At 37.2% G+C, this 24,410-nt stretch carries 21 protein-coding genes and 1 riboswitch; of the genes, 7 read left to right on the top strand and 14 right to left on the bottom strand.

Annotation, left to right across the window (positions count from 1 at the left end):
• Position 1: 1 nt before the first annotated feature.
• Complete coding sequence (locus ABJQ32_11425; GenBank protein MEP5290251.1) at positions 2-694, bottom strand: glycosyltransferase family 2 protein; 693 nt, start codon at positions 692-694, stop codon at positions 2-4.
• A gap of 100 nt (positions 695-794) precedes the next feature.
• Here ABJQ32_11425 and ABJQ32_11420 point away from each other — a divergent pair, with 100 nt between their 5' ends.
• A complete protein-coding gene (locus ABJQ32_11420; GenBank protein ID MEP5290250.1) occupies positions 795-1,574 on the top strand; it encodes a DnaJ domain-containing protein in 780 nt (259 codons plus the stop codon).
• A gap of 6 nt (positions 1,575-1,580) precedes the next feature.
• Here ABJQ32_11420 and ABJQ32_11415 read toward each other — a convergent pair whose 3' ends face one another.
• Positions 1,581-2,024: a DUF6265 family protein gene (locus ABJQ32_11415; protein MEP5290249.1), complete on the bottom strand. Its 444-nt coding sequence runs from the start codon at positions 2,022-2,024 to the stop codon at positions 1,581-1,583.
• Between the two features lie 57 nt (positions 2,025-2,081).
• Entirely contained in the window at positions 2,082-2,873 is a 792-nt protein-coding gene (locus tag ABJQ32_11410) for a helix-turn-helix transcriptional regulator (protein ID MEP5290248.1), read from the bottom strand.
• A gap of 81 nt (positions 2,874-2,954) precedes the next feature.
• Between ABJQ32_11410 and ABJQ32_11405 the strand changes: the two genes are divergently transcribed.
• Genes ABJQ32_11405 through ABJQ32_11395 form a run of 3 tightly spaced genes read left to right on the top strand, consistent with a single transcriptional unit; the run spans position 2,955 to position 4,376 of the window.
• Positions 2,955-3,380: a nuclear transport factor 2 family protein gene (locus ABJQ32_11405; GenBank protein ID MEP5290247.1), complete on the top strand. Its 426-nt coding sequence runs from the start codon at positions 2,955-2,957 to the stop codon at positions 3,378-3,380.
• 38 nt (positions 3,381-3,418) lie between these two features.
• Positions 3,419-3,859 (top strand): MarR family transcriptional regulator, encoded by a 441-nt coding sequence (locus ABJQ32_11400; protein MEP5290246.1) that lies wholly within the window; start codon positions 3,419-3,421, stop codon positions 3,857-3,859.
• Positions 3,860-3,896: 37 nt separating this feature from the next.
• The gene (locus ABJQ32_11395) at positions 3,897-4,376 is read left to right on the top strand and encodes a DOMON domain-containing protein (GenBank protein MEP5290245.1); all 480 of its coding nucleotides are present in this window, start codon (positions 3,897-3,899) and stop codon (positions 4,374-4,376) included.
• A 10-nt stretch (positions 4,377-4,386) separates the two neighbouring features.
• On the opposite strand, the gene ABJQ32_11390 is transcribed toward ABJQ32_11395, so the two are convergent.
• The 9 genes from ABJQ32_11390 to ABJQ32_11350 all read right to left on the bottom strand — a co-directional run bounded on the left by ABJQ32_11390 (position 4,387) and on the right by ABJQ32_11350 (position 14,187).
• Entirely contained in the window at positions 4,387-5,235 is an 849-nt protein-coding gene (locus tag ABJQ32_11390; protein ID MEP5290244.1) for a hypothetical protein, read from the bottom strand.
• 42 nt (positions 5,236-5,277) lie between these two features.
• Complete coding sequence (locus tag ABJQ32_11385) at positions 5,278-6,120, bottom strand: transporter (GenBank protein MEP5290243.1); 843 nt, start codon at positions 6,118-6,120, stop codon at positions 5,278-5,280.
• 5 nt (positions 6,121-6,125) lie between these two features.
• Positions 6,126-7,283, bottom strand: a complete 1,158-nt coding sequence (locus ABJQ32_11380; GenBank protein MEP5290242.1) for an Ig-like domain-containing protein — start codon at positions 7,281-7,283, stop codon at positions 6,126-6,128.
• A 3-nt stretch (positions 7,284-7,286) separates the two neighbouring features.
• Positions 7,287-9,038, bottom strand: coding sequence for a 4Fe-4S dicluster domain-containing protein (locus tag ABJQ32_11375; protein MEP5290241.1), 1,752 nt, complete (start codon positions 9,036-9,038; stop codon positions 7,287-7,289).
• A gap of 6 nt (positions 9,039-9,044) precedes the next feature.
• Positions 9,045-9,494: a GxxExxY protein gene (locus ABJQ32_11370; protein MEP5290240.1), complete on the bottom strand. Its 450-nt coding sequence runs from the start codon at positions 9,492-9,494 to the stop codon at positions 9,045-9,047.
• A gap of 25 nt (positions 9,495-9,519) precedes the next feature.
• Entirely contained in the window at positions 9,520-10,851 is a 1,332-nt protein-coding gene (locus ABJQ32_11365; protein ID MEP5290239.1) for an FAD-dependent oxidoreductase, read from the bottom strand.
• 475 nt (positions 10,852-11,326) lie between these two features.
• Positions 11,327-12,064: an ABC transporter ATP-binding protein gene (locus ABJQ32_11360; GenBank protein ID MEP5290238.1), complete on the bottom strand. Its 738-nt coding sequence runs from the start codon at positions 12,062-12,064 to the stop codon at positions 11,327-11,329.
• Positions 12,065-13,120 carry an iron ABC transporter permease gene (locus ABJQ32_11355; GenBank protein ID MEP5290237.1) on the bottom strand — a complete coding sequence of 352 codons (1,056 nt, stop codon included), beginning with the start codon at positions 13,118-13,120 and terminating at the stop codon, positions 12,065-12,067.
• Complete coding sequence (locus tag ABJQ32_11350; GenBank protein ID MEP5290236.1) at positions 13,117-14,187, bottom strand: ABC transporter substrate-binding protein; 1,071 nt, start codon at positions 14,185-14,187, stop codon at positions 13,117-13,119. The genes ABJQ32_11355 and ABJQ32_11350 overlap by 4 nt, the downstream gene beginning before the upstream one ends.
• Positions 14,188-14,222: 35 nt before the next feature.
• A riboswitch (cobalamin riboswitch) is annotated at positions 14,223-14,444 on the top strand.
• Positions 14,445-14,514: 70 nt separating this feature from the next.
• On the opposite strand from ABJQ32_11350, the gene ABJQ32_11345 reads away from it, so the two are divergent.
• Complete coding sequence (locus tag ABJQ32_11345) at positions 14,515-16,368, top strand: TonB-dependent receptor (GenBank protein ID MEP5290235.1); 1,854 nt, start codon at positions 14,515-14,517, stop codon at positions 16,366-16,368.
• Here ABJQ32_11345 and meaB read toward each other — a convergent pair.
• Positions 16,361-17,350, bottom strand: a complete 990-nt coding sequence (gene meaB / locus ABJQ32_11340; protein ID MEP5290234.1) for a methylmalonyl Co-A mutase-associated GTPase MeaB — start codon at positions 17,348-17,350, stop codon at positions 16,361-16,363. The genes ABJQ32_11345 and meaB overlap by 8 nt on opposite strands.
• Before the next feature lie 137 nt (positions 17,351-17,487).
• Between meaB and ABJQ32_11335 the strand changes: the two genes are divergently transcribed.
• Positions 17,488-18,738, top strand: coding sequence for a CHASE2 domain-containing protein (locus tag ABJQ32_11335; GenBank protein ID MEP5290233.1), 1,251 nt, complete (start codon positions 17,488-17,490; stop codon positions 18,736-18,738).
• A gap of 36 nt (positions 18,739-18,774) precedes the next feature.
• Entirely contained in the window at positions 18,775-19,716 is a 942-nt protein-coding gene (locus ABJQ32_11330; protein ID MEP5290232.1) for a hypothetical protein, read from the top strand.
• A gap of 445 nt (positions 19,717-20,161) precedes the next feature.
• Here the strand turns inward: ABJQ32_11330 and ABJQ32_11325 are convergent, their stop codons facing one another.
• Complete coding sequence (locus ABJQ32_11325) at positions 20,162-24,364, bottom strand: CHAT domain-containing tetratricopeptide repeat protein (protein ID MEP5290231.1); 4,203 nt, start codon at positions 24,362-24,364, stop codon at positions 20,162-20,164.
• Positions 24,365-24,410: the final 46 nt, after the last annotated feature.

Raw genomic sequence — 24,410 nt, 5'->3', positions numbered from 1 at the left:
CTTATAGATATTTAAAAATTGTATAAATGATTTTATACCCGGCACCTATCGTTCCCTTTACCGTACCACTCACTTTTGAAACGCCGATTCTTTGTCTGTAGTCCACAGGAATATCTTTCGTATGCAAATTTAGCTTAGCAGCTTTTAATTGCATCTCTACTGTCCATCCATATGTTCGATCCTCCATGCTGATTTTAAGCAGACTTTCATAATCTATGGCTCTAAATGGACCTAGATCGGTATATTTTACTTGGTAAAAAAGTTTTATTAAAAAAGTAGCCAACCAATTTCCAAAGATTTGTTGAGGAGTCATGCTTCCTTTTTCTTTTTGGCCTAAGGCCCTGGAGCCAATAACCAAATTAACTTCATCTTCTATAATTGGTTTTACCAGATCGATCAATTGTTTTGGGTAGTCAGAATGATCACCATCCAGAAAAACGACGATATCTGGCTTGGTAGAAGATTCAGCAATGTGTGACATACCTTTTAGACAGGCGTTTCCGTATCCCCGTGCAGGTTCTTTAAGCGTTGTAGCTCCTCTGGATTTAGCTTGTTCGTATGTGTCATCTGTAGAGCCATTGTCTACTACAATAACCTCTGTGACCCACTCCTTAGGAATTTCATCAATGACCAAACCTACCGCATTCTGTTCATTGAATGCGGGAATGATTACTCGAATGTCTGGTCTATTCAAAGTGTGCCTCTTTTTGTGAGGCGCAAAGGTAATTTTATCAATGAACTAAAAATGACTTAATAGAGACACACACTATAATTTCTATTTATACTTTAGGGAAATGAATCATTATGAGGTCTTAGAGATAAGTGCTAATGCAAATCAAAGTGAGATTAAATCGGCATACAGGAGGCTTGTGAAAAGGTATCACCCAGACATTAACCCAGATCCTTTAGCTGCCCAAAGAATGATCCACATCAATGAGGCCTATGAGATTCTATCAGATACTACAACCAGAAACTTGTATGATCTTTTCCTTCAAGGCGTTCCAGTGAAAACCGTACTGAAAGAGACCACTCCAGAACAGAAATATAGGACAGAATATATCCGGAATAGGATAAGGGAACAGAGGAACAGGATGGAGCAACAATTTCTGTTTAAGCAACGATTCTATCGGTATTTCAGAATCCTAAATATCATATTTTTTGGCTTTGCCCTATTGCTTACTTTCGACTATTACTATTCGTTCACTGAATATACATATGAAACGGATGATGTGATATTAGGAAGGTATGAAACTTACATTCAAGTTGCTAAAGGAGGAAAGATTGCAACAGACCGATCGTTTTATAAAGACTATAAGGGAAGTGAAATGAATGGTGTTGTAATCAGACATTCTTCAATTTTGTACAGGCCACAAAAAGTACGATCAATTAATGGGAAAAGAGAATATTTTATTCATGGAACCATTTATTCTTTCAGGAATACATTTTCAGTAATCATTTTCATTTTTTCACTAGTCGTGATTGGAAACAAACGATACACTGACTTCCGTCTTAGTTGTGGCTTGCTTTCATTTATATGTTTTCTGTATATGTTTTTAATGCTAACTACTAGCTAGTAGTTGTCACTTCTCTTTTATAAAAACAAAGCCGATTGCTTTTTCTCCAGCCGAAATAACTACAGTGAGTTTATCACCATCAAGAGTGTATTCTATTTTCTTTGGAAAATCATGTTGAGGATTTTCACTCACAAACCCCATTTTGGATATGGATGTAATCTTAAAGTAAGTTGGTTCTGTATTGCTACTTACATCTGCCACGTAATAAAAATCAGTATCTTTTTTTACTAGGCTTAAATTTTCTACAAATGTGGTGTCGCGACCTTTCAGAGATATACCCTGGCCTTTGTATCCATTTTTTGCTTTCCCCCACACTTCAAATGCGCTCGTTCCTGGTTTTACATTTTGTCTTTCCCATTTTCCTTCAAGCCATTTAAAATCTTTCATGGATTGCCCGAATGATAATTGAGTATATGCCAACGCGATTATGAATGCAAATATTTTTCCCATCGTTTTTTCAGACAATGATATATTGACGTAGCAAACATGTATTGTAAAAAACCGACACTACTTCTTAAGAAAGAAGTTTGCTAGGTTTGCTTTATCAAAACCATAGGCTGAAGGCTCTTCGCCAGTAAATTCTTTGAAATTTTTGATGAAATGAGATTGATCAAAGTACCCTGATTGTAATGCTGTTTTCACCCAGGAATCTTTTTGCTCTTTCATCACTTCAAATATGTAATTGAACCGAATAATGCGAGAGTAGAATTTTGGAGTCAGGCCTACAACTTTTTTGAATAGACGCTCCACTTGCCTTGTACTAAGATTTATTTTTTGAGAAATTTCTTCGATTTCTATCATGCCATGGGAATCAAATATCATGGAAATGCATTTCCTGATTTTAGTTTGTTCGGAGATGTCTTTTAAATGATCTAGTAGCCAATTTTCTGCTAACTCAACTTTATCATTAATAGAGTAAGCAGCTTTTAACTTTTCAAGCTCTCCAACAGAGGTTAAATGATCAAGTGAAATTACCTGATCGGTATAATTTGATACTTCTTTGTGGAAGAGTTCGAAAAAGGCTGTAGGGTGTAGCTTAATTCCTATCATCTTTGAAATTCCAGTATTGCGAAGATGGAAGTATTTACTAATCTGACTCGAGAATAGAAAGGATGACTGAGACTCCCATGATCCTCTTAAGTTTATCTCATAAGGATCTCCATAATGGATGATTATTTCACTATAGCCATCTGGGATGATTTTTTGAGTTGATGAGGCATGATCAAGATCCTCAAAAATCCAGTATTCTTTCACCAAATCTTTTAATAGTCTTGCGGGCGGCCTGTTTTCAAATAGCATTCAAGAAAATTAGAAAAAATGTTTAACTATTTCATGATATATACGTATCATTGATATATCAATAATTAACAAATCAATAAAATGATTAAAACTTCATTATTCCTTCTTGGAATGAGCTTGTATGCAGTAGCTGTAGGACAGGCAGGATCAGACAAAGATTTTATTAAGAAAGCAATTGAGTCTTATGCTTCATCTGGTGATCAGCAAAATGTGAAAAACTTAAGTGATATTTTACACGATCAATACAGATTGGTTTGGTACGGAGGCAAGGACGACCCTTTTGTTGCAGATAAGTCAGCCTTTATTTCTCAATTTGAAAAGAAAGAGTGGGGTGGAGATAGCCGAAAAGTGACGATTAAATCCATTGAAGTATTTGATGATTCAAACGCTGTTGTCAAGGTTGTCCTTAATGGGAATCAAGCGCAAATGCGATCTTTTCTTTCGCTTATTAAGGTAGGTAGTGATTGGAAAATCATTGGAGAATTAGTTACTGCTACATTCAAGTAGCCAATCCTTAATGATTAACTTTCTGAAAAATTTGAAGTATGAGGGAAAAGGATAAGTCTTTGAATGAGGTGTATTTCTTTTGGATGGATCGGGCAATGAAAGCTCAACGAAAAGCTAAAAATCGATTCTTCAAAAAGCTTGGAGTAGATCTTACTTCTGATCAATGGATTATCCTGAAGCGATTGAGTGAGGTAGAAAATCAAACTCAGAAAGAACTGGCGGATGCAGTATCTAAGGATCCAGCTTCTATTACGCGTTCACTTGATATTTTGGAAAAGAATGGAATGATAGAAAGAAGAAGTGCAGACAGGAGGTCATTCATGGTTCTTTTAACTAAACAAGGACAAGGTCTGGTTGATAAAGTGATTCCTGAGGCGGTCATTTATCGTCAAAAGGGAATTAGTGGTCTCTCAGAAAAGGATATGAAAACCTTCAAAAAAGTACTAGATACTATTTATATCAATTTCAGTAGGGAATAATTTTTTTGAATTAAAAATGATATATCAATAATTGATAATGAAATATTTATTTATTTTTCTATTTGTGGCAACAAGTAGTCCATATAAAACACTGGAAGCAGAGGGCTTCAAGTTGGAATGGAGGCATATTGACGATCATGTTCAAGTAAACATTACAGCCCCATCCTTAGGATGGGTTGCTGTCGGTTTCACAGAAGGAACGGACATTGTAAATACGAATCTTATCCAAGGATATGTGAAAAATGGGGAGGTTCTGATACAAGATCAGTACGTTACTGGTTTCGGTGAACACCCTCCTGCGGAGGCTTTAGCTGTACCTAGCAGAATTTTCGATTTGAAAGGAAGCGAGAAAGAGGGGAACACTACCTTATCTTTTTGTATCTATAAAGACAAGGTTGATAAGCTTCACTATGACCTTTCGGAAGGAAGAGAAATCAACATTTGGCTTGCCTACAGTATTTCGGATGATTTGAACCACCATTCTAGAAAACGTATTCTACAAAAAGTAAGGCTTTAGCCTTACTTTTTTATTTCAAATCTAGAAATACGCCAACTGAATATGCAGGAGCTGCAAAAATATTTGAAGCGCTGAATACACTTGCTGTTGAAGCAGAGATGCCAATCTTTTCCGTAATGTATCCAGCTATTTCGTAGCTGTAAGCCATGTATTCAGTATTATTAGCGAATATGGTAGCTCCATCACTTGCAGCAGTTGATTCTGCACCGTTTTGGAATGATTCGACAACATCTAGTCTAACAATGGCCCAGATTTTATTATTCAGAAATCCTGCACCTACTTCAGCCCCTACTCTCATCTCATCAGAAAAATTTTGAGTTCGGTTATTAAATGCTGAGTAGACATTTGCGTAAGCATTTATGGAACTGATTTGGAAAGATTTACTTAGATCTAGGCGATAGATTTGATTGAATTCTCCATCACCAGTTTGCAGGCTTCCATCACTTCCTCCAGCATCTTCTCCGAAAGGTAATCCTAGCTGTAGAGTTCCTGCCAGTACAAATTTGCTGTTGGACTTAGTTATTCGATATTTGAAAGCAACGTCTGTGTCTCCAATTCCACTGATGGATTCAGTATCATTTGCAGATTTGCTATATGGGAGATTTACAATTCCAGTGAAACGATCAGTAAATCCATACTCAGCAAAAATGGAGGTATTGAAAATTCCTTCCTCAACAGAAGCAACACTGCTTCCATCGAACGTGAACTGTTTAGCTGCATCTATCCACCAGTGGGATACTTTATAGTATGCTTTTCCTTTTTGTTTGGTCCATCCGCCACCCGCGATACTTATGAAGGGTGCAAGGGCCATGCAGAATATGGCTAATAGTTTGATCTGAGATTGGCTGATTTTTTTCATTCGTATTCTGTTATCTCTATTGTTAGTAAACTATTTTCTGGATTAAATGTCTAAAAAAAATCCAACTTCGTATGACGGGTTTGCTAATACTTGACGCCCTGAAAAGGCAGTTCCAATTGCGGCCGTCACACCAAAATTTTCTTTGATTTTATATACAAGTTCTGGCATCAGCGATAAGTATTCAATGTTATTTCCGAATACTCCTTGATTCGCATTATCTGCTGAATCTCCATTCATGAGCGATTCAACTCCGATTAGTCTTCCGATAAGAATGAATTTATTTAACGTAAGTCCAGCCTCGAAAGAGAATCTAAACTCATCGGAAAATCCCTTAGTTCGATTATTAATGGATACAGAGGCATTGGCATAAACAGGAACTGGGTAAAATGAATGACCAATATCCAGAGTCAGCATTTGGTTGAATTCACCATCTCCAGTCTGTAAGGTGCCTGTTTTTCCACCAGAAGCATCTCCTGTTGGTAGTCCAAACGTAACTTTCCCACTAAATACGGTTGGTCCTTTTTGGCTTATGGCAAACTTAAATCCAATGTTAATGTCCCCAATGGAGGAAACCTCATCCCCTTGAACAAAATCACCATTTCTTCTTTGCAAAGAGTTGAGTACCGATCTTGAAAAAAATGGAAAATATACCTCGGCAGTTATCTTGTCTGATAATCCATATTCGCCGTAAAGTGCTGTGTTGTAAAATGAAATACGAGGGTTGATGCTGATCAAATTTCCTTCAGGGTTAAAATATTGATCAGCGATAATGGTGTACTGGCTCAGTTTTAAATATGTTTTGCCTTTCTTTTTAGTCCATCCGCCACCAGCCAAGGCACAAATTGATAATGTTAGAAAAAGGCAAACTATAAATATTCTTCTCATAATATCTAGTTTTCAAAAGCACCAATGCCCAACCTTACATTAAACGGCTCGCACCAAATCATTAAAAAATCGAAGGTACTTGCTTCTACAGTATCATCAATCTGTGAGATGTTTATGGTTACTGTTCCAGCAGTACCAGCGTCTCCGAGATTAAGGCCATTACTTACGTTTCTATCTTGATTCGTTAAATAGAAGTAAGGCCCAGGTCCATCCGGTTTGTAGTTCTCAATCGTAAGAATTAAGTCTCCGTCTTCATTCTCACCTAATAAGAAATCTCCTTCTATATCATATCCTGTGCCTCTTAGTGAACCGCTTCTTGTAGATATTTCATCACCTTCTACTGTTACCTCTATGGAGGTATTGAATTTTCCGAAAGAAGCATCGATAATACTTGTTCCGCTTTTAACCGCCGTGACTAATCCATTTTGATCAACGGAAAGACCATCGGTAGAGGCCCAAGAGATCATAGCAGATTCATCTACTGTTCCGTCTGATTGGAGGTAGTCCGCCTCAAACTGAAACGAATTATTGACTGATAAAAATTGTGCAAAAGAAAGTAGTCTGACAGCTGGATCTACGGTTACGTCATCTGTGATGACTTCCAGATTGGTCGTTTGACCTATACCATCCACTATTAGAGAAATAGTAGTAGTACCTGCGCTTACAGCCTCAACAGTTCCATTGCTATCAATAGTAGCTACGCTTTCATTAGATGAAGACCATATAGCGGACTCTAGGTTGTTTGTCTTACCATCTATATCTATAAAATTAAACTTAAATGGAGAACTATTTCCTATCTGAACAACAGGTACTGACCCTGTTATTAGAAGAGATCCTCTAGAAGCTAACGTTTCCACAGTATGAGAATCATTGATTCCATTCGTAGCAACGTCTATTATCACAGTCCCTTCTGCATGTACTGTTGCGATATTCCCATTAAAGGACAAAATATTTTCGTCTGAACTCTCCCAAATTGCATCGGTTTCGATAGGTTCTCCAGTATCATCCGTATATATGGCACTTAAGATATAAGAACCTGAGACTCTAAAATCTATTTCGTTGATTGAGTTATCAATTCTAATAGTCGGGGGAAAGGGATCTTCTAAATCCGTTTGAATACACCCCACTAACCAAATGAGGATTAAAAATTTAAAAGCTTTCATGATTTATTTAGTAACAGATATACTATCGTTTCCTAGCAAAATTGGTTGGTTAATTCGCCCATCTTCTTCTCTGTTTTCGAGGTTAAGGACGCCTCGCGGACAAACTGCTGAACATATTCCACAACCGACACATGAAGAACGGACAATGTTTTGTCCTTTCTGTGCATATGCCCGGACATCAATCCCCATTTCACAGTAAGTTGAACAGTTACCACATGAAATACACTGACCTCCGTTTGTTGTGATTCTGAATTTTGACTTAAATCGTTGTACCAACCCAAGATATGCAGCAAGCGGACATCCAAACCTGCACCAGACGCGATTACCCATTAGTGGATAAAATCCCGTCCCCACAACTCCAGAGAAAATGGATCCGATCATAAAGCCATATACTGTGCGAATGTTTCCGCTAGAGAAGCTGAAGTTACTTCCATCAACGGGCATATACTTTGCGAAAACAGAAAATTCACTAAATATGACTCCAAGTGCGAAGAAACCAGAAATGCTGATTGCGGTATTTCTCACTTTCTTACCAGACATGGACGGAAACTTCTTTCTATGATATAAATAAAGTCCGGCACCTAATAGAATTACAGTTCCCATTACCGTCCATTTACTGAAGGAGATATAAAAATCTCCACCAAAGAAATTGTATAGAACTAACCCTGTCATAATAATGCCAAAAACGAGGACACCATGAATAATGAAACGCTCAATTTGCCATGCTTCTGTTGATTTATCTGATAGCTGTCTGAAGGGATCACCAGCAGTTTCGGCTAAACCACCACATCCGCAAACCCAAGAACAATACCATCTCTTCCCGAAGAAATAAACAAAGACTGGAACACCTACTACAAAAAGGGTGATGCCCCACACGAACATAAATATTCCGAGCCCACCAGATTGTGTTAGCGTATTGATATGCCATGCATCAAAAAAATCGTAATCCAACGGCCACATGTTTTTAAAATCGAAATATGGTTGATTAAGCTTTACCAATATTTCAGGGATTAGAAAAGCAACTGCTAGCTGGAAGAACATCACAGAGCACGTTCTGAAAATCTGATATTTACTATGACGATATTTGATAATCATGCGTACACCCATCACCAAAACAGCGAAGGTGTATAAGAATCCATATAGAAACCATTGACTTGAAGAAGCTGATGGATTAATCAATTTTTGAAGCGGGTCAACTATGATGATCCAATTGGTTATATAGGCGGGAAAGAAATAAAGGAATATGTAAAACCCAACCAAAAGAGCTCCTGTTAGCATTCCCATCCAACCGCGATTGTTGAGTGCATTATGGAAAATATGATTGTTCTTGATGCCAGCTGGACCTTGCAGTTTTATTTGGGGTAAAATGAACATCATTGCACCAATAGCACCTACTATATAAATCAAGAAGAAGACTAATAATTTATTCTCAGGCACAAAACCTCCTGCAGATGCCCTAGCCAATGATCCTGCATAATCATCGTAGATTACTTCATCCCACTTTTGTTCTGCTCTTGCTTTTTCATTCACTTGCTTTACTGCAGCATTAATTGAATTAACAAATGGAATGCTAAGTGAGTACTCTTTACCAAAAACGTCCGTCAGGGCAGGCTTTAAAATGTCTTGATGCTCACTCTTCACAATGGAACTGAAAGTATTCTCAGTAAGCGTGAAGGTTGACATAAAAAAACTACTCAGAAATAATCCGAGTGAAAATAGAAATAGAACAAGTCCTGTATATCTGATTGCTTTCATAATTCTTTATTTAACCACAGATGAATCAGAGGTAATACTCTGAGAGAACTGAGGCTCGTAATATTTATTTATTAGCCGTTTTAAACCATCCTTAACTCTGAATGAATTAAAGTTTATTAACAACCCTATTTTATTGTTTGATAATTTGAGATAAGTGAGAACCTGAGCAACATGAACATCAGTTAGAGCCTCGACTGATTTCAATTCTACGATTACTTTCTTCTCAACCAAAAGATCAACCCTATAACCGCACTCCATTTTTACACTTTTGTATAAAAGAGGCAATGGTTTCTCTTTTTCTACAAATAGCCCTTCTGATTGTAATTCATAGAACAAGCATTCTTGATATGCAGATTCAAGAAGACCAGGACCTAATTCTGTATGAACACAAATAGCGCATCCAATCACTTTTTCAGTAATTTCATTAATATTTAATTCTCTGTGTTCTCTGTTCACGACTCAGTTATCTTAGCGGTTAGTTCTATACGAATAGTTTTTCTAGGAATCCTTTTTTTCTGACGTTTACTTGCTTATCTGGAAATTCAGCGTTGAATTTCTGTTGAATTTCTCCTTCCCAATGTTTAAAAAATTCGGGATCGAAATTAGCTTCTGGGAGATTTGAAATAATATAATCAAGAGGCCTCTTTTCAGTTAACCATTTGTTCCATATTTCATGTCTATTTCTAATGCCGAAAAGATTTACTCCTTGAACTTCGAGACTATCTTTTTTATAAATGATTTTTATGCACTTCTCTTTGTCCACACATTCCCAATAAAAAGATCCAGAACCCTCCGGGCAACCAGGCAGTACAGTGCCATAATTCTGATATTCAATATCAAAAAATTTGGCCGAGTTAAACCAAACGCCTGGTTGATACTTAGTCTTATTACCAGTTACGGTTCGAGCAACCGTTTCACCCATCATTCTTCCTACATACCAAACCGCTTCGATTGGTCTGCGATGAGATGGTGGATTTTTCAATTGTGCACAATCACCTATAGCATAAACATCCGGAACACTTGTCTGTAGATTTTCGTCTACTAATATTCCTCTGTCTGTTTCAACTTTAGTTTCTTTTACTAAATCTAAATTGGGGTGAACGCCAACTGTCAATCCTACGAATTGACAATCAATGATTTCGCCGGATTTTGTTTTAATCCCCTTTACGCGCCCATTGCCATTATCTATGATTTCTTCTAGTTCAGTTTGCTGCCTTAAATCAATGCCATTTTTGGCTAAATGACCGTCAATAAGAGTTGCTTCTTCTTCAGGTAACATATTCCCCCAAAAATGCTCTTCACGTATGAGATACGTTACCGGGATATGTCTGGAATGAAGCATTTCGGCCATCTCCACACCTATCAAACCTCCGCCAAGAATTATCGCCTGTTTTACACCCGTGGTATTCTTCTCCATCAGCTCCAAATCTTGGTAGGAATAAAGCCCCTGTACACCATTGAGATCCTGTCCAGGCCACCCAAACTTGTTTGATTGACTTCCTGTAGCAAGAATTAGTTTATCATAAGCCATAGATTCAGATCCTTCAAATTGGATCTCTTTTTTGTCAAAATCAATTGATTTGACCCAGGCTTTTTTGAGGTCTATTCTATTTTTTTCCCAAAACCAATCTTCATAAGGCTTAGTATTTTCATACTTCATATGTCCCATGTAGATATACATAAGCGCTGTTCGAGAAAAGAAATGATCTGTCTCTCCTGATATAACCGTGATCTGGTCATCGGAGAGCTTGCGGACATGGCGTGCTGTTGTAATACCAGCTACTCCATTCCCAATAATGACAATTTTTTGCATTGAGTGAGATTATAAAAATCAATAATACGCTGATGAAGCGTCGACAGCTTTGAAGTTACTAAGAACCAATATCTATTGTCAAGCCATTGACATACTTTGATTATAAATACCCTTGGTAGTGAGCAGAAATATTTAGGCTTGTTATTTAAATTTTGAGATGTGCACTGTTAAAAAAAGTTAATAAAAGTAGTAAGTGAAATAATGAGCTAAACCTTGGGCAGGAGGATAGTTGATAATCTTTAATGGTGCTGTGGTGATAAATAGAGAATCTTTTCTTTGTAATAAATCTTGTTTGTCTAGTGGTTGACAAAAAAATATCGAAACCTTCTCAATCTAAATTCGGTTATTTACGTACCACATATTGGTGATTAGGTGAAATGGGTGAGTTGGCGTGCAAAGGCACGTTTCTATTCGGTTAGGTTAGGTTACGATTATCTCACCCGTAAAAGGGACCCACCCGGGTCCCTTTCTTTTTTTATATCAAAGTGTTTTTAGGGATATGTAAATAATCCTGCAAAGTGCCATCTTTAATTAGAGCTCTGGGTTTTCCAATCAACATTTCTTTCCCAAAGTCCATGCACCAAAATTGATCACACACTTGAGATGAAAGCTGAATTTCATGTGTTGAGATGAGAACTGATTTTCCCGAAATAGCAATTTTTTTTAAGAGTTGAAGTACTTCGATTTTGTTCTTTAAGTCCAAATGAGATGTAGGTTCGTCCAGAATAATCAAATCTGTATCTTGAGCTAGCGCTCTGGCAATCATCACTTTCTGAAGTTGTCCATCACTTAATTCAAATAATCGTTTTTTGACCAGATAGTTGATTTCCATTTGCGAAATGGATTGCTCGATAATCTCCTTATCTTCTTTTTTAAGATTTCCTAGCCATCCAGAGTAAGGATGACGACCAAGGGTAATTAGTTCTAAAACAGAAAGATTTAACGAATCTGGTTTGCCGGTGAGAACTACACTAATTTTTTGAGCGATTGATTTTTGGGAGATGGAGTGTATAGATTCGCTTGAAAGATATATTTCTCCTTCCAATAGGGGTTGAAGGCCAGAGATTGTTCGAATAAAGGTGGATTTGCCAACACCATTTTGACCTACCAGACCAACCAATTCTCCTGATTTTAACGCTAGATTAATATTTTTTGCTAGCCTTTTATTGGGACCGTACCCTATGCTTAATCGATCAACCTTCAGTAAATCCATTTAGAATTGATAGTTAAGATTTGATTTCTTTAAGATTAACCAGATAACAAAAGGAGCGCCAAAGAGAGAAGTCACTGCATTAATAGGAAGCGTTTCTTGAACACCAGGCAATTGCGCAATAATATCAAAAAGTGTTAGAGATATACCTCCCAGCAGAATTACTAATGGGGTAAGCAGAAGATGATTTCCAGTATTGAAGAGCATTCTAGCCATATGAGGAACAGCTAAACCAATGAATGCAATTGGACCACAAAATGCAGTAACTGTTCCCGCCAATATACTGGTATTGATGATTATCAACATTCTAGCTTGCTTCAAATTTAATCCCAATGACTCAGCATAATTTTCTCCCAACAGTAAGGCATTTAGTGATTTAGAGAGAATAAAGGATAAGATGAGTGAAAGTAAGATTATAGGCCCCATTACATCAAGCTCCATCCATGAAAGGCTTCCCAAGCTTCCAAAAGTCCAGATTACATAAGCTTGTATGTTTTCTGCCTGACTGAAATATTGTAGGATGCTTACTAAAGCACTTACAGCAGAGCCAAACATGAGCCCTATGATGAGTAATGAAACTCCTGATCTAATTCTAAAAGATGCAATTAGTACAACTGATAACACAAGGAATGAGCCAATCCCAGAAGCCCCAACCAGTAACCAGCTTCTTCCAATTCCAGACATGCCAATGAATCCACCCAACCAAATACCTAGAAAGATGACTAGAGCCACACCAAGTCCAGCTCCAGAACTGATACCTAAAATGAATGGTCCAGCTAGAGGGTTCCGAAACAACGTTTGCATTTGAAGGCCGCAAACTGCTAATGCACTCCCCGCCAAAATTGAAGTTAGAGCTTTAGGTAAACGAAAGTTAATGATGATGTTAGACCAGACATGATTGTCGCCTGATCCCAAGAAATGCTTAAAAAAATAATTCAACGGGATAGACACTGATCCAAGAGAAATACTTAGCAAAAAGCATAGAATTAACCCTAGAGATAGGCTGAAGAAGACTTTGTTCCACTTCTTTTTTGATTCATCTAAGTGTGATTCGATCATTGAAGTTTTTGGAAGTACACCGTTTGATAGTCTGGAAGTAACTCTGGATGTACAATTTTCACAAGGTCTGATAAAACTAGGTCTGGCCTGGAATACCCAGACTCAAAAAAATCGTACCCTCCGTTTGGCCCTCTCTTTTTGCTGTAATTAAATACCTTATCTTGTTCAAATGCTTTGAAAGAAGAATATCTGGAATCTTGACCAAGCATCTCATCTTTAGAGTTAAGCGTGGAGGTTCCTATCCAGTATTCCGCATCGTTTCCTTTTTCATAAACAGCTTCAAAGCTTAATTCTAACCAGCCGGAAGTAGTGTCCGAATCCCAAAGATATGCTGCACCAGCATTGCTAAAAAAAGTTGCAGCCCAATTATTCCCACCAGGAAGAAACCATGTGTCACCGTAGACAACACCACTCAAAATAGATGATTTATTTTCAGCGGTTGATGCTAGTTTTTTTACTCTTAGATATTCTTTTTCAATCTCGGAAAAGATAGAATCCGCTTCTTTTTCCTTATTTAACAGGGCCCCAAAGAATTTAATCCACTCAGCGCGACCTAAGGGAGATTGTTCCAAGAAGTCTGAGTTATAATAAACAGGTATACCTGCCTCTTGAATTTTATCTAATGTTTTTGACTCTCCACCCATGTCGAAGGCAATCACTGCATCAGGATTAATTCCAAGAAGTAATTCCATATTCATACTTCCATCTGGACCTAAGTCTGTCAGTAGCCCTTGCTCTGCTTGTTTTAAGAAAACTTCAGATGAAATATAATTGAGATTAGGAAAGCCTATTACCAATTTTTCTTCACCTAACATCTCAAAAAATGGAAGGTGGGAAGTGGACGTGCAAACAATTTTTTTTGGAGCTTTATCCAATAGGTACCTAATTGGCTTAGTAGCCTTCGGCCATGGTTCATCAATGACAAGATACCTTTGATTCTCCTTGGTCTCGAAATGAAACCCCTTGGCATGTCGCAATTCTTCTACGCTGTAAACAGTAGATTTTTCTTTTTCCGGGCCTGAACAAGCACACATAAGAATTATTGTTCCGAAAATCAATCTATTCATGCTTCAAAAGTAGCTCATCAACTCGGTAAGTTGTTTAGTTTTGTTCTTGACTTGGTTTTGATTCCACATCTGTGGAGGAGAATTAAAACGGGAATCTTGTGATCCATTTAATGGAAATTCAAGGGCTGTCCCCGCAACTGTAAGTCTGAAGAATGTTTTGGTCATATCATATCCACTGTAAAGACGATAAGCGTCTCTATGGGAAGGAAGCCAAAACCAGACAAGCCAGGAGACCTGCCATATCAATATAAATTCTAAGCTTCGGGTGAAGGCAGAGGAAGGGGTTAACTCCATTCTTTCTACGAGGCTCATAGTATCTAAATAACTATGAGAAAATTAAAATTAATCATTGCATTAGCGTGCATGGGATGGACTGTCAAGGCACAGGACACCCTCAAGACCGTCCAATTGGATGAAGTGGTAGTCACAGGAACCAAATCAGAAATCCCTGTTGAAAAATCTGGAAAGTCTATTTTTAAGATCACTAGAAAGGATATTGAAAATAGCTCGGCCAGATCTGTAGCTGATCTGTTAAATGAAGTCCCAGGCGTTCAAATGGATGGAAATTTTGGGCCTTTAGGAACTAATATTGATTATTTCGTAAGAGGCGCTTCAAGTAAACGTACATTGGTACTGATCGACGGAGTACCGTTTAACGATCCCTCAGGCATAGATCAAACATATGACCTTAGGTTGCTAGATGTTGATCAAATAGAATCAATAGAAATTCTAAAAGGAGGGCTAAGTACACTTTATGGAACAGGGGCTGCAGCTGGGGTTATTAATATTACATTAAGGAAATCAAGTAGTAAGCCAATCAGTGGAAATGCTAAAATAGAATATGGAAGCTTTAATACATTCAAGGCAAATGCGGGAGTTTCTGGAAGTGCAGATAAGTTATCTTATGTAATCAATGGAGGATACAAGTCGTCCGATGGTTTCTCAGCGGCAAGAGATGAATCAGGATCTGGAAATTTTGATGATGATGGATTTGAAGGTTATAACTTCCTTGGAAAAGTAGGTTATCAGGTTACTGAGTCATTCAATCTTGGATTGACTGGTGCTTATGACTACTTTGAATCAGATTTTGATGGTGGAGCTTTCGCCGATGCTCAGGCAAATTTTTCTGAGTATAAACAGCTGAGGTTTGGTGCTTCACCAACGTATAAGTGGCTTGGAGGTAATGCTAAAGGAAACTTCTTCGTAAGCAAGCTGGAAAGATTTTTTGATTCATCTGGTTTTATTTCAGACAATGAAGCAAAAAATTTTCAGGGAGATATTGTTTTAGACCAAAATCTTAGTGAAAAGCTAAAGCTTGTGGGAGGATTAAATTATCAAAGACTAGCCTATAGTCAACCTGACTTGGAGGAAGAGAGCTTTGATATGATAGACCCCTATGTAACGCTCATTTATGATGTTCAGGACTTCAATATTCAAGTAGGAGGTAGACTTAATAATCATAGTGATTATGGAACAAATTTGGTGTATAACATTAACCCTTCATATATATATAGTTTAGAAGAATTTGATGTGAAAATTTTCTCATCTTATTCTACTTCTTTCATTACCCCTTCTTTATTCCAACTTTTTGGGCCTTTCGGAGCTAATCCTGATTTAGATCCTGAAGAATCCAGATCAGCAGAGGGAGGATTTTCCATTTTTAATGAAGCATTTGATTTAAGTATGGTTTATTTCTACCGAAAGGATGAAAATCTTATTCTTTTCACAGGTGGTTCGACAAGTAGTTATGTAAATGCAGATCAAGAAATTGAAACAGACGGATTAGAAATTAGCGGTACCTTAGATTTTGAGAAAAATGTGACACTATCTGGTCACTATACCTATACGAGGAGATTGAATGATCAAATAGCTTACAGGATTCCTGCACATAAGTATGGAATCTCTGCTACCTATCTTCCTGTAAATAATCTTACTACAAAACTGAGTTATCTGCATACAGGAGAGAGAGATTTGCAATATTTCGATAACGCTACTTTTGAAACTGTTCAAGTTGATGCGGAATCGTTTGATCTATTTGATTTTTTAGTTTCATACAAATGGAATGACTTAACTCTATCCGGTAGTTTGAATAACATCTTTAACGAAGATTATCAAGCTATTGCAGGATTCAATAGCGTAGGAAGAAATTATACGATGGGCTTAAAATATACTTTTAACTAAAGAGCTCATCCACCGCTTTTCTAACGGAGATCTTTTGGGAGGAGATAAGCTCCTCCCTTTTTTTAAGTTCATCTTCAATACCTGGCCTGGAATAAAAACTATCTTCTAAACGGGCATGAATGCGTTCGTGAAACCACTCTACTGATTGATTTTTTCTATTTATGTCAAGCCAACCATTCTCTTTACTTACAGCTTCATACTTTTCTATTTGATCCCATGCTTCGTTTATTCCTGACTTTTCTATGGCTGAGCATAATCCTACTGGAACTATCCAATCGGCATCATTTGGAGGAAATAGATGAACGGCATTTTTATAATCTTCTTTAGCTTTTTTTGCTGCCTTAATGTTTTCTTTGTCGGCCTTATTAATCAAAATGTGATCGGCCATTTCCATGATTCCACGCTTGATTCCCTGCAACTCATCACCTCCACCAGCTAGCATGAGAAGTAAAAAGTAATCGACCATCCCTTTTACTACTGTCTCACTTTGACCAACTCCAACGGTCTCAATGATGATGATATCAAAACCTGCTGCTTCACATAACAAGATACTTTCTCGTGTGTTTTGCGCAACTCCACCAAGATTCGAACCTGACGCTGAGGGACGAATGAAAGCGTTAGGATCACGAGATAGCTGATCCATTCTTGTCTTGTCACCCAAAATGCTTCCTCGTGTTCTATTACTACTTGGGTCAATGGAGAGAACTGCTACTTTTCTCCCTTTTCCTGTCAGCATAGAACCAAAAGCTTCTATAAATGTACTCTTCCCTACTCCAGGTACTCCCGTTATTCCTATTCTAAGGCTTTTGCCCGTATTATTGATGATACCATCTATCAGTTCTGAACTTGCTATTTTGTCTTCTGCTTTTTTGCTTTCAACTAAAGTTATTGCCTTGCTTAAATAAACTCTTTCACCTAACAATAGTCTTTCCTTAAGTACTTGTAGATGATTTGGATGTGTTCGCCGAAAAGTTGAATCCATAGGACGAGTATTAAAGTTTTTATTGCGTAATTTGAAGAAAAAATTGAATTCTTCTAATACACAAATTGTGATCGTTGATGATAAATGTTTTACTTGCATATATAATCGTAACTGACTAACTCACCAACGAATACACAATGTTTAGAAGATTTTGGAAGGATGTAATCCTTGGAACAATTTTTATTATTGGCTTAATGGTTTTTGTAGGCACAGTCGTCTCAAAAGCAAAGATCTTTGACATATTTGATCCAATAGGGGATGCCTTTGGTGACATGGAATTTACTGATATCTATTTTTCGCAGTTGTTGGATGACCCCATAGCTGATGAAAATGTAGTTATGGTTAATATAGGATTGGAGTCACGTGCAGGAATTGCGATGATGATTGATTCCATTAGTCAGCATAATCCAGCAGTTATTGGAGTGGACTCTTTTTTCGATTTCCCGAAAGAAGATACACTGGGTGATATGATGTTGATGGATGCTTTGAGTAGGGTAGAGAATCTAGTGATGGTAACAAAGGTTTTGTACAATGTTGAAACTGATGAATTTGATTCGGTTCATACGTCTTGGCCATGGTTTACATTCAATTCTGAGCCCGCATTTGCCAATCTGGATACAGATGCGAATGTGCAGCAAGATTTGAAAATGTGTCGTCAATTTGTACCACAGATTGAAACAGCAGATGGGGAAAATCAAATTGCATTTGGAGTGAAGATGTCGAGTTATCTCGATTCAGCTAAAGCTCAATTCTTTTTAGATAGAGGAAATGAGTTGGAGGTAATTAATTACCGTGGTAATGTACTTGATTATGGGGCTACTAAGTTTGGTAATAAGTATTATGCACTAGATGTAGGGGATGTTTTCGGTAGTAATTATGTTCCGGAAATCATTGAGGGGAAAGTGGTTATATTTTGTTTTCTAGGTGAGTACTTGGGAGACAGAGAAAACTTTGAAGACAAATTCTTTACACCATTGAATGATACTTATATCGGCAGAGCTTTCCCTGACATGTATGGAGGTGTGATTCACGCAAACATAGTTTCTATGATTATGAATGAGAATTATATTTTTTACCTCAAAGACTGGCAGAAGTATTTAGTTGGCTTTATAGGATTGTTTTTGAATATCATGGTTTTCTCATGGGTTTACAAGAAACTACCTAAATGGTATGACGGAATCACAAAAATCATTCAGGCTATTGAGTTTGTGGGCTTAATTTATATCATGGTTTACTTCATGGATATCTTTAGCATGAAATTGGATCTTACATTTTTATTGTTTGCAGTAGCAATTTCAGGCGATGGCCTGGAAGTATTTTATGGGGTAGTGAAGAATTCACTATCCAAAGAAGGAAGAAAAGAATTATTTAAAGTATCGAGATTATAAATATTTAGAAAACGCCAAATTATTATTGGAACTATTATGAGAAAGTTTGTTTCTATTACTATCACTACTATGCTTGTTTTTGTTGTTGGAGTTGCCAATGGACAAGGATATACATTCAGAGTTTTGGCCAATAAGGGTCAAAACCAAGTAAAAAAAGAAGGTACCGCATCTGCTGTTGCTCTTAAAACGGGAGCTACACTTAGTGACGGTGATGAGTTAATTGCTTCGCAAGGAGCTTACATTGGACTGATGCACAAGTCTGGAAAAACACTAGAAGTTAGAACTCCTGGAACAAAGAAAGTTGTGGACTTAGCCAAAATGGTAAATACAAAGTCAGCAAGTGTTTCAAGTAGGTATGCTAAGTTCTTAGCGAATAAAATGAACGAGAAAGAACAGCCAAACTACAGAGCGCGTCTTAACGCAACCGGAGCTGTTTCAAGAGCTTTAGCTGGTGATGAACAAATTCAGGTTTTAATTCCTGCTGAAGACGCAAACATCCTTGGAGATAAAGCCATCTTAAATTGGGATACTCCAGAAGGAATGGAAGAGAATACGTTCATTGTAACAGTTAAAAATATTTTTGATGAAGAGATCATGAAAGCTGAAGTTACAGGTAACACAGTTGAATTGAACTTCACTGAAGGTCAAATGCAAAATGAGGAAGGTCTTTGGATCATCAACGTAAAAGCAAAAGAGAATCAAGATGTTAGCTCTGGTGACATTGCTATCAAGCGACCAGAGAATCCGTCGCAATATGATGAAGGCTTGAATAGCCTGAAAGCGGAAGTTGATGAAGATAGCCCACTAAATAAAGTGATTTACGCTTCATTTTATGAGGAGAATGGTTTGATCGTCGATGCTCTTACAGCTATCGAAGAAGCTATCAAAATGAATCCTGAAGTGGAAGATTTTAAAATCTTGAGAAAGGATATCATTGAAAGAAACGGAATAAAGGTGTATAAAGAGACTGCTGAATAGTCTTTACATAGAAACGAATTCTCAAGCCCTGATCTGAATAGGTCAGGGCTTTTTTATGGCCAATAACCAAGAAGTATTTGATCATATTGGGGCGATTGATTTCTTCTCGAGAAGTTTGCAGCTAATGATAATGTGAACCTTCATATTCTATTGTGATAGTAACGAACAGAAGTCTGTTGCTTAAGTAGAATTCAGGAATGAGAGGATAGTTTGAATAGTTTTTGAAGTTCTACGTTAGGAGTAAATTCTATTGGCGAAGTGAGAGTGGAGATTAATGAAATGATATTTTAATGAGTCAAGACAAATGACGCTTCTTGACAGTGTTGCTAGTTTATGAGAGGAATAGAGAAAGAAATTGACTGTGTTATTTAAAGCATTAAACGGACAGCCTTAAAACAAAAAAGACATCTAATTCGGATGTCTTTTTTGTTAGTTCTTATTGATTTTAATCCAATCCTATCATTACAAATGGTCCCCAGTATATAGGGTCACGATATTCATTTCTGATTTCTTTCTTGGCATCAATAAATGCTTGTCGTTTATTGCCGGTCTCGATCCACTTTCTATAAAATTTAATCATCAATTGCTGTGTGGCATCATCACTTACTTTAAAAAGAGACATGACGATAGTACGAGCCCCAGCTACGAGGAATGCTCTTTGTAAACCATATACACCTTCACCCGCCTGTACTTCTCCAAGTCCTGTTTCACAGGCCGAAAGTACTACCAAATCAGTTTGATCAAGGTGTAAATTCATCGCTTCGTATGCTGTTAATATTCCATTGTCAACATTGTAATTGAATTGTGTCTGATTGAGAATGTCACCGGCTCCAGCTAATAATAAACCAGTCTTGAGCAGTGGATTGTCATAGGCTGCTGTCTCATTATATTCTTGATCCAATTCGCTAGCCTTTGGTGTTTCTTTAAAGAATCCGTGAGTCGCTACATGGAATACGCGAGGGTTAGTAACTAGCTTAATAGATGCTTCGCTAGCATCACTTTCTGTGAACTTATCAGTGCTCCATCCTTTTCGATCCAACAAGTCATCCAATTCATCAATTTCTTTCTTAGTTCCGGGTAGTGAAGAAACAACTTCTGCGGTTGATCTTGTCAAACCCGAGCTCGCTAATGGCTTTCCTGGTTGAGTCTGAACATAAAATTCAGGATTTCCAAACATCATAGCATGTTGTTCTTCTGCTACAACTTTCGTCTTGATCTTATTCATGAAAAGATCTTTGGTGTTACTAATCAAAAGAATATTAGAATTGTCCAGGACATATTTTCCATCAGGAGTAGGAATTGCTTCTAAGTTTATCTGATTGTAAACTCCATCAGGAGATAGGTAAAGGGTTGAAACGGCACCAACTTCCCTTTCTATTGGTTCCCAGAATTGCTCATAAGAGTATTTATCATCAATCTTATATTTGATACTATTTCTGTAAGTTTTCAAATACTTATTCTCTAAATCTTTTCCATTGTCTAAGAGAATCATTTTGGGTTCAGATCTTTTATCCCCTTTAATGTAGAGCAAGGCATACATCACAGAATCTGTGAATACATGGTCGAATACTCTGAAACGAACCATCTCAACAGCTACTTCATTTTCGCCAAGAGCACTCTGAACATTTGTCCAAGTAATTTGTCTGCTGTCAGCACTTTGTGAGAAAAGCTCGGATTTTAAACTGATATTCTTTTCAAGCAATTCTACATTCCCAGCCAATACATTCGGATCAATTCCATTTTCGGATAAATCTTGTACACTCATGGATAGGGCAGCTGTTAAAAGCTCTTTGTCCTCGACCCACTTTGTATACATACTGATTAGCTCTTCATCATTGCTGCCCATGATTCTTTGACGAATCTTGATCGATGAATTTAGAAGAAGTGCTTTGGTGAGGAGTGCGTTGTTATATAACTCTCCTATATACTTCGCATTTCTATTTCTACTAATAATAAGAGTGTTGTAAAACTCATAGTCACCTTTTATCGTATTCCAAAACTTTGCTTTTTCTCTTTCACTTAAAGCTGGAAAATATTCTTGTATGAAGTTTTTATAGTTAGCAAGAACTTCCTCCATTTCATCTTGAGAGTCTTTGAATCTTGCTTGCATAAAGTACGTCTTACTCAGCTTTGACTGCACTTTCACATATTCAGGGTGGGTGTTATTGAAAACCCTTTCATATTGCTTTTGAGCATCTTCATAATAATCTTCAGCCTCACTATATTTCTTCTGTTTGTAGTAGATGTCACCTTTCAGTACCAATGCAGTAGCTGCGTTGATATTATTTCTTTTACCAATCTTAGCTTTCCAGATAACTTCAGCTTGATTCAGATAGCTAAACGCCAATGAGTAGTTACTAGCTGAAATATTTGCTACAGCCATGTTTTTTAGAATTTCAGCATAGGTTGGATTAGTAGAACCTAATTTCTTACCGATTATTCTTTCGGCTTCTTGGAAAAGAGATTGTATTTGAGTCAATGGTTTATCTTGATAGAAATAAACTAATGCAAGTTTTGAAGTAGACTTGCCTACATCAACATGCTCAGGGCCAAACTTGTCTTGTTGTATTTTAATTGCATTTTTTAGAAGGGTCTCAGCTTTTTCATAATCACCGATTGTCGTATAGACATCCGCAAGTTGCAACATGGAAGGTACGATTTTGGATGAAGTATCTCCGAAGGTACTTGTCGCGATTGTATTGGCTTTTCTCGCCTGTTGCTCAGCTTCTGTATAGTCCCCCTTGATCAAGTTAAGTCGAGCATTTAGTACCAATGTTTGATTTAAATGCCGACTTGAGGCACCAAACTGATCGTTCTTTTCTTTTAGAGATTTTGTTAGAAGGTTTGTTGCATCAGAGTATCTTCCAATATTCGTGTACAGCCCTCCTAAATCATCTCGATAACTTAATCCGGCCACATCGGTAGTAAGAGCCCCTGCTTTGCGTAAGTCTTCTGAATCATATATGTGATCCTCTGCTTGATCATACTCCCCTTTAATAGATAAGAGTTTAGCTTTTGTGATAAAGGCAGAGGCCAAATAACTTTTGGCTTCATCAGTCTTTGAGCCTTCCATTATTTCAATGGCATCTTCTAGGTTTTTAGTGGCCTTATCATACTCACCTATACTGATCTGCAGTCCAGCAATATTCTCTAATTCTTTCCCATATTCAATATCCTGATTGTCATATTTTACTCTAGCAGCTAAGAGCGCTTCATCCAATATTTCAGAAGCTTTTGCGTAGTTATCCGTTTCCTGATAGAACTTGGCTAAATGGTTCATGATGTCCTGATAGTCTACATGTCCTTTTGTAATCTCAGGTTCTACTATTCCATGAAAACTTTCATCAAAGATATTTTTTGCCTCAGCAAATTTATCGGTGAAGTCAACATAGTAATTAGCCAATTTGACTTTTGTTAAGTGATATTCTGGAGCATCTGTGCCTAGTAAAAATTCTTTTATCCTTAAGATTTCAGTATCGTAGGATTCTGTGTTTTTGTGATTTCCTGAATACAGTGCCACTTTCTTAGCAAGCTCTAATAACTCTACTCGCTCACGATGAAACTCCGGTATTGTAGGACTAGTAAGCATATCGTTGATTTTATTTTCAAGCTTCTTTATATCCTGATCATCCAGATCAAAAGTGAGATCCATCTTATCTTCAGCAAGATTGAAAATACTTGTCTTTTTAAATTCTTTTAAAGACTTCTTGAAATCTGCCTGAGTGATTTTTAACCTGGCATTCTGACCATTTCTATAATAAGCTCTCATCAAATTTGACTGCATTCTCATAACCGTGTTATGAGAAAGATCATATTTTCTGATTGCCCACACATATGCGTCTTCATAAAGTTTAGCCTGCGCGTCAACAGCCAGGCCATTTTCTTCAAGGAGTTTGGCATTCAAGAATGCATTCTCAGACCATAAAAGATGGCTTTTCTTTAGATTGTCATCTACCCATTGAAGATTTGTGATGAAAGCAGAATCTGCAGATTGATAATCTCCCATATGTCGAAGGGAATTAGCCTTTACGATCATCATCTTAGCGAATTCTTCCTTGCGTTCTTGCTGTTGTTTTTTATCTCCCTCTCCTGATAGAGCTCTTTTCAGATAATAATCAGTCTGACTATCTACCAGTTTTATTGCATCACTGTAAAATCCTTTACCTGAAAGAACTTGGGCTCTTTGTACATCAAGTTTGGCAGTAATGTCTTCAATAAGTGCTCCTGCGGATTCAAATGAGCCATTTGCTTTTTCAATGTAATCACTGGCTAATAGGAAATTACCATACGATATAAGTACATCGGAGGCTTCCATAAGAATGAAAGCATGTTCTGCGCTCTGAGCACCATTAACTTCCTCACTCATAGCGATTCCTTCTTCTAGAGGCTTCATAACGCTTACGAGCTCTCCTAAACCAACATTTATCTTAGCTTCCTTTATAAGCGCTATGGCATTAAAAGGATTTTTGTAGCCCAGACTTTTAGTCGACTTGTTTTTTACTTTTTTCTCTATCAGTTTTCTGGCAGATGAGTAGTCTCCAGATTCATATTCATCGTCTGCTTTATCAATGTACTTTTGATACTGAGCATTTGCGATGGTGGCACAAAATAGCATCAATACAACAAGGGCGGATTGTAAGTATTTCATTTTTAATTGTATTTTCTAATGAATAAAGTTATTGAAAATGGAAGAA

Origin of the sequence: Marinobacter alexandrii (genome assembly GCA_039984955.1) — a bacterium.
Classification (GTDB): Bacteria; Bacteroidota; Bacteroidia; order Cytophagales; family Cyclobacteriaceae; genus Ekhidna.
Note: the sequence above shows the minus strand (reverse complement) of the source record. Positions and strands in the feature narration are given on the sequence as shown.